Origin of the sequence: Anaerophaga thermohalophila str. Valhall (assembly GCF_000250735.1) — a bacterium.
Lineage (GTDB): Bacteria > Bacteroidota > Bacteroidia > Bacteroidales > Marinilabiliaceae > Anaerophaga > Anaerophaga thermohalophila_A.
In genome coordinates this window covers 1-5,961 of the sequence record NZ_AHZV01000312.1, presented here as the reverse complement: position 1 = coordinate 5,961, position 5,961 = coordinate 1, and the positions used below count along the sequence as shown (strand labels likewise).

The 5,961-nt window shown below is 38.0% G+C and carries 6 protein-coding genes; 4 read left to right on the top strand and 2 right to left on the bottom strand.

The window, feature by feature from the left end; translation table 11 throughout:
• Positions 1–51: 51 nt before the first annotated feature.
• The gene (locus tag OQ5_RS0116035) at positions 52–258 is read left to right on the top strand and encodes a (2Fe-2S)-binding protein (RefSeq protein WP_016778461.1); all 207 of its coding nucleotides are present in this window, start codon (positions 52–54) and stop codon (positions 256–258) included.
• 37 nt (positions 259–295) lie between these two features.
• Here the strand turns inward: OQ5_RS0116035 and OQ5_RS0116030 are convergent, their stop codons facing one another.
• Entirely contained in the window at positions 296–1,492 is a 1,197-nt protein-coding gene (locus OQ5_RS0116030) for an S-adenosylmethionine:tRNA ribosyltransferase-isomerase (protein ID WP_026055342.1), read from the bottom strand.
• A 305-nt stretch (positions 1,493–1,797) separates the two neighbouring features.
• Here OQ5_RS0116030 and OQ5_RS0116025 point away from each other — a divergent pair, with 305 nt between their 5' ends.
• On the top strand, positions 1,798–2,859 hold the full coding sequence (locus OQ5_RS0116025; protein ID WP_016778459.1) for a DUF2027 domain-containing protein: 1,062 nt from the start codon (positions 1,798–1,800) through the stop codon (positions 2,857–2,859).
• Between the two features lie 140 nt (positions 2,860–2,999).
• Here the strand turns inward: OQ5_RS0116025 and OQ5_RS23635 are convergent, their stop codons facing one another.
• Positions 3,000–3,140 (bottom strand): hypothetical protein, encoded by a 141-nt coding sequence (locus tag OQ5_RS23635; RefSeq protein WP_016778458.1) that lies wholly within the window; start codon positions 3,138–3,140, stop codon positions 3,000–3,002.
• A 166-nt stretch (positions 3,141–3,306) separates the two neighbouring features.
• Here OQ5_RS23635 and OQ5_RS0116015 point away from each other — a divergent pair, with 166 nt between their 5' ends.
• Both OQ5_RS0116015 and OQ5_RS21375 read left to right on the top strand, forming a co-directional pair.
• On the top strand, positions 3,307–3,951 hold the full coding sequence (locus OQ5_RS0116015) for a hypothetical protein (RefSeq protein ID WP_016778457.1): 645 nt from the start codon (positions 3,307–3,309) through the stop codon (positions 3,949–3,951).
• A 745-nt stretch (positions 3,952–4,696) separates the two neighbouring features.
• A partial coding sequence (locus tag OQ5_RS21375; RefSeq protein ID WP_044107985.1) for an immunoglobulin domain-containing protein occupies positions 4,697–5,961 on the top strand: 1,265 nt, incomplete at its 3' end.

The window sequence follows — 5,961 nt, the reverse complement described above, 5'->3', positions numbered from 1 at the left end:
CAGGTTAAATCTTACATCTGAAAATCTAATGAACTATTAAAAAAACAAAGTATGACCGATTTTGATAGAAACGATATTGTTTGTCGTCACCTTCAACTCACAAAAGAAGATATTATCAATGCAATACGCGAGAAGAATCTTAGTACCTTCGAGGAGGTTCAGGATGAAACGGATGCCGCCACTGTCTGCGGTTCATGTGCTGCCGATGTGGAAGCCATTCTTGAGGAGGAACTACGAAAACGTGAAAACGGGGAATAATACTTACCCGGGGTGTCCAAAGACTATTATGATTTAACTACTTGTACCACAGCAAAGATGAATCCCCGTAACTTAAAAAACGGTAATTGTTATTCAGCGCATGGTCATAAATTTGCTTCCAGTGATCGCCGATAATTGCTGCCACGAGTAATAATAAGGTGCTACGTGGTTGATGGTAATTGGTGATCAGTGCATCAATGGTGCGGATTTTATAACCTGGAACTATGATGATTGCAGTAGAACCTTCAAAGAAGATTTTTCCTGCTTGTTCTGTGGTATTGATAAGTTGTTCAAGAGCCTCCTCAAAAGGGAGTGAAGATGTAATATTATATGGTGTCCATTGTTTGATGTGATGAAAGGGTTGATCCATGCCGCTCAGTACCCCGGCCCAATAGAGGGATTCAAGGGTGCGAAGGGAGGTTGTGCCAACAGCTATCCGGGGGCCTTTGTGATTTTTTATGTTTTTTAATGTTTCGATTGAAATTCTGAAATGTTCGGTATGCATTTCATGGCCGGCAATGGTTTTGCTTTTTACCGGACGAAAAGTTCCGGCTCCGACATGTAACGTCAGATTTTGAAGGGATATGCCTTTGTTTTTCAATTTATTCATTACATCTGTTGTGAAATGCAATCCTGCTGTAGGAGCAGCCACAGAACCCTGTTCTTTGGAATAGACAGTTTGATAGCGTTTAATGTCAATTTCCTCCGATTCCCTTTCCAGATAAGGAGGAATTGGAGTCTTGCCCATGGCTTCCATTAGTTCCGAGAAAGTGTATTCAGGATTATTCCAGCTAAAGCGTATGGCATAACCATCGTTAGTTTTTGTTACTTTTTCGGCTTTAAGCGAAACTTCAGTTTTTCCTGTATTTACGATTGTTTCGAGTGATCCTTCTTTCCATTTTTTCAGATTTCCCACCATGCAATTCCACGTTACCTCCCGGTTTTGTTCAAAAGCGAGGGCTACATCTGTAGGATGAGCGGGCTCCAGACAGAAAATTTCGATGCGGGCACCTGTTTTTTTTCTGAATGGAAGTCTCGCCCTGATTACTTTCGTATTGTTGAAGGCCATCATAGCATTTGGAGGGAGTAAATCAGGCAATTCACGGAAAATGTGGTCACTGATTTGTCCTTTTTTGTAAAGTAAGAGTTTCGAATGATCACGTTTTTCTAATGGATATTTGGCGATTCTCTCCGAAGGCAGATGGTAGTTGTATTGATCGATGGGTATGTGCATTGTTTGACTTGATTCGGTTTTGTTTTTAATCAGAGCCTGTCTATAAAGTCGAGAAAGTATTTTGCTTATCATGTGTCTGTTCAGAAGGTGTCATTTACAAGGCTTGCGAAGTCCGAAAATACGGAGTTTACTCATCGTAAATGAGAAATTTACGGACGAGCGTAACACAGTAAATGGCACTTTATGGACAGACACTAATTAAACTGTCAGTCGGCAAATATAGATATTTCCGTAAAATTAGGCTGTAGTGATCAGTTTAAAAAAAGAAATCTGTTTTTTTACCTTTGCATCAAAATGGGTGTAATATGAAGAATATGGATATCAGACCAGGCGATAAAGTAAGATTTCTGAACGATGTTGGCGGTGGCGAAGTCACCCGGGTCGAAGGGAAAATCATATATGTTGAAGATGAGATAGGATTTGAGATTCCTATGCCGTCATCGGAAGTTTTAGTGGTTGAAAGAAAAGAAGATGTCAAAGAAAAATCTTCCCAACACGGGAAAAAAGAAATTCAAAATGAAGATGGTTATGATCCGGAAATGCCCGACCTTGAAGAAGAAGAACCTCCGCTCATTGAAGATAGCCATGATGATGCCAACCCCCGCGTTTATCTTGCTTTTCTGGATGGTGGGAAACCCCAGGGTGACCAATGTGTTGATCTTCATATTGTAAACGATAGTAATTATTATTGTTTATATCTTATTTTGGAGATCGGGGAAGATGGTCTTGCCCGGCAACTTTTTAATGGACGCATACAACCCAATACAAAAGAGTTTCTTGATGGATTTTCTGCCGCTAAGATGGATACAAGCTGGCATGTTCAAATTATTTTGTACAGGAATGACAAACCATTCAGATTGCTTGAGCCCGTTAATGAAATAATAAAAATCAGAGCCAATAAATTCTTCAGAGAAAATGCTTTTAAAAGCAATGATTTTTTCTATGATAATGTAGTATTGCTTCCCATTATTAAAACCGAATTGGAGCGTCAGGTTGAAAATCTTACCAAAAAGGAAACCCGTGATGTTTTAAAAGAAAAGGGGGAACTGGTCAGAAAAAAGCCTTCTCCCGAAAAACAGAAACGTCCTGACATTATTGAGGTGGATCTTCATATTCATGAGCTACTGGATGATATTCGCGGACTATCCAACGCGGATATGTTGAAAATTCAGATGGATAAATTTCATGAAGTCATGGAAGAAAATCTTAAAAACAAAGGACAAAAGATTGTTTTTATTCACGGCATTGGCAATGGTACCCTGAAGCATGAAGTACGCCGGCAGTTAAATACGCGTTACAAGAGCCACAGCTTCCAGGATGCTTCATTCAGGGAGTATGGGTACGGGGCAACACTGGTAATCATTTAGTGCCTGTCAAACGAGTGGAACTTCTGACCATATAGATAATACAGCGTTGAACCTGGGCCTGCGGGAACACTGTTTCTCGGCAATATCCTTCTATCACTTTTCGCCATTCTTAAGAACCATTTTTTCTGCTGCATGTTGCCCTATGCTCCATGCCCCATGCCCCATGCTCCATGCTCCATGCTCTCTGATCCATTATCGATAAGACCACTATTATTGTTTTGTTCATTTGTTCTATTTGTATATCTATTTAACTTTCTTAGAAAATCTAAATATTTATTCATTATAAATTATTTTTTATGAATTTTCTCTTTCGATTATTAATATTTTTATTCTGAGTTAAAATTTCATATAAAATATTTTTTCAGAAAATTAAAAAAATAATTTGCTTTTTCAAATTTATTTAAGATATTGCATAAGTTAATCAGATTAAACTTTTTAAGAAAAGATATGCATTATTCAAAGTTGAAATTTGAGAACTTTGTAAATAAGGTAGATGAAGTACTGGGGCAAAGCCTTACGGATCAAACCCTTGTTTCCTCATTGTCTACCTTTGGCTATGGGTTAAAAGAGATGGAGAGGGGCAGGCAATTGCTGGAAAATTTGCGACAAATAAACCAGGAACAGGAAGCTGCCAGGAGAAGAAGAATTCAATTAAATGGTGAAAAGAGCGATCTTCAGAGAAGTTTGCAAAAGAGATATATGCGTTTTATTAAGCTTGGCCGGATTGTTTTCGATAACGACAATATGGCAAAGAAAGCTTTGGGATTAGAAGGTCCGAGAGCAAAACAGTTTGACGACTGGTATCGTCAGGTATACTTATTTTGCAAGAATCTGATTGCCGAAGAAAAGTGGATGAAAGCTCTTACAGGGTTTGGAGTGAAGAAAACCGATATCAGTCATATTCTTGATGATCTTGAAAAGCTTGAAGAATTAAATACCCGTTTTGAACATGCAAAAGAATTGTCTAAAGAGATGACAAAAAAGAAACGTCATCAGCTTGTGGCTTTACAGGACTGGTTGAGCGATTATCTGAAAATTGCACGCCTCGCGTTGGAGGAGAAGCCACATTTGCTGGAAAAATTATTGAATTAGCGTCTGTCCATAAAGTGTCATTTACTGTGTTACGCTTGTCCGAAAATTACGCATATACGATGAGTAAACTCCGTATTTTCGGAATTTGCAAGCCTTGTAAATAACACTTTCTGGACAGACACACATAATGTAAAAATTTTTACGAGTTTATAGACGAGTACGAATTAGAGCATGAGGCCATTTCTGAATGTTTCTTTTTACCAATCTTATTTTGGCAGAATAAAAGACTATACCAAAAAAGCTGAAAGGAGTCGTTGTTTGACGAACTGTTAATAAATGTTGGTTAACTTCTATAGTTTAAGGACGAATATGTGATTTGCGCGATGAAATTATAATAACATGATTTTGTGAAAACCTTAATTGTTCTATGTTTTGAAACAATGGTGTGTTAAGATGCGTACAAAATTTTAGTGAGAATTTAGATATGTTCTAAATTGGAAACATAAAAGTAATTAGTGTTTGTCAAAAAGTGTTGGCTTTTCGTCAATGATTTTTTTATAAGGGGCTGATTTTTAGATTTATTCATTAAGTTTGTCTTCGATTTTTTAAGAAAATTCTTAAAAAGTTTGATGATTCATTTAGCAATAAATGATAGTCTTTTGATATATTAAAGGGAAGAAAAGTTCATTTTGTTGATAAATTAATGTTATGAACGTGTTCAAAAATAGTTTAATAAATATATTTTTGCTGATTGTGAAGTTGTTTTTGCCGCTAAAGGAAAGCAGATAACCCTAAACTATATGCCATGAAGAGAGGTTTACAGTCTTTCGTTTTTTTATTTGTGTTGTTGTTCGTTCTTTCGGGCCTTGATTCTTTTGGGCAGGGTCGCGATGAAGGAGGTTTTGTTGAGAAAATTGAGCTTCCTGTTATTCAACGTGGAGCCCGCAGTCCCGAAGTTATAACATCTTTGGATGCAAATTATTGTTCTCAGGGAGGTTATGCTGACATTTATTTAGATCCGGCAGATATTCCTTCAGGTACCATAAGGGTTGTTTGGACCATTAAAACCAATGTTGGAGGAAACGAAGAGGAACATAACGGATGGGTTGATCCTATTGGAACAGACCCGAACAATGGGGTGAGATTTTTCCCTGACAGAGTACCTTCCGAGTTTTATGGGGATGCTATCTTTTTTCAATTTCAGTTTTATGATGGAAATATTACAGCAGGAGGAGATTATGACTGGACATATGTGTATAAAAGTCCGGAAATTTATACTGTTACTCCTGCAGAGCTTCACTTGTGTAGTGGCACTACAGGTACAGTTACTTTAAGTAACTCCGAGTCTGGGTATGAATATTTTTTGTATAAAGATGGTGTAGAGCAGCCAGGCTTTATCCCCGGAGATGATGGAGTCCCGTTGAATTTTACTGTTCCTGCTCCGGATCCTTCTGCATCACCTGTTATATATACAATAGAAGCGCGTCGAAACAGTGACCCGAGGTGTACTGTCTTCATGAGTGGACAGACTGAAGTATTTGGATACGATAATCCTGTTCCTGATCCTTCTTCAAACAGTCCTGTTTGCGAAGGAGAATCGATCGTTTTACAAGATAGCAATGCACCTGTTTCAGGATACCAATATATTTGGGAAGGTCCCGGGTTACCTGTAGGCGGTCAAATTGGACATACGGTTACTGTTTCCGATCCTTCAGTTATTGATAATAGTGGTGATTATAACTATAATCTTACCATTATTGATACCAATAATCCTGCAAATTGTGAAGCTACAGAAACTATAACCGTCACGGTTAATGATAATCCTGTTGTTAATAATATATATAATGACAGTCCTGCCTGCGTTGGAGATGCTGTAACTATTTCAATTGATGTTTCCGGAGGATCAGGCCCTTATACTTTCTCCTGGACCGGACCAAATGGATTTTCCAGCACAGATGAAGACCCTGTTCTTTCTAATGTTACACTTGCTGATGCTGGAACATACGAGGTGGTTGTTACAGATGCTAATGGTTGTGGATCAACAACTGCTTCTACTGTGGTTGCAGTTAA

Bases quoted from the DNA above. Each gene is read 5' to 3' on its own strand.
- OQ5_RS0116025 (WP_016778459.1), top strand. From the start codon at position 1,798: ATGAAGAATATGGATATCAGACCAGGCGATAAAGTAAGATTTCTGAAC.
- OQ5_RS0116015 (WP_016778457.1), top strand. From the start codon at position 3,307: ATGCATTATTCAAAGTTGAAATTTGAGAACTTTGTAAATAAGGTAGAT.
- OQ5_RS23635 (WP_016778458.1), bottom strand. From the start codon at position 3,140: ATGAATAAATATTTAGATTTTCTAAGAAAGTTAAATAGATATACAAAT.
- OQ5_RS0116030 (WP_026055342.1), bottom strand. From the start codon at position 1,492: ATGCACATACCCATCGATCAATACAACTACCATCTGCCTTCGGAGAGA.
- OQ5_RS0116035 (WP_016778461.1), top strand. From the start codon at position 52: ATGACCGATTTTGATAGAAACGATATTGTTTGTCGTCACCTTCAACTC.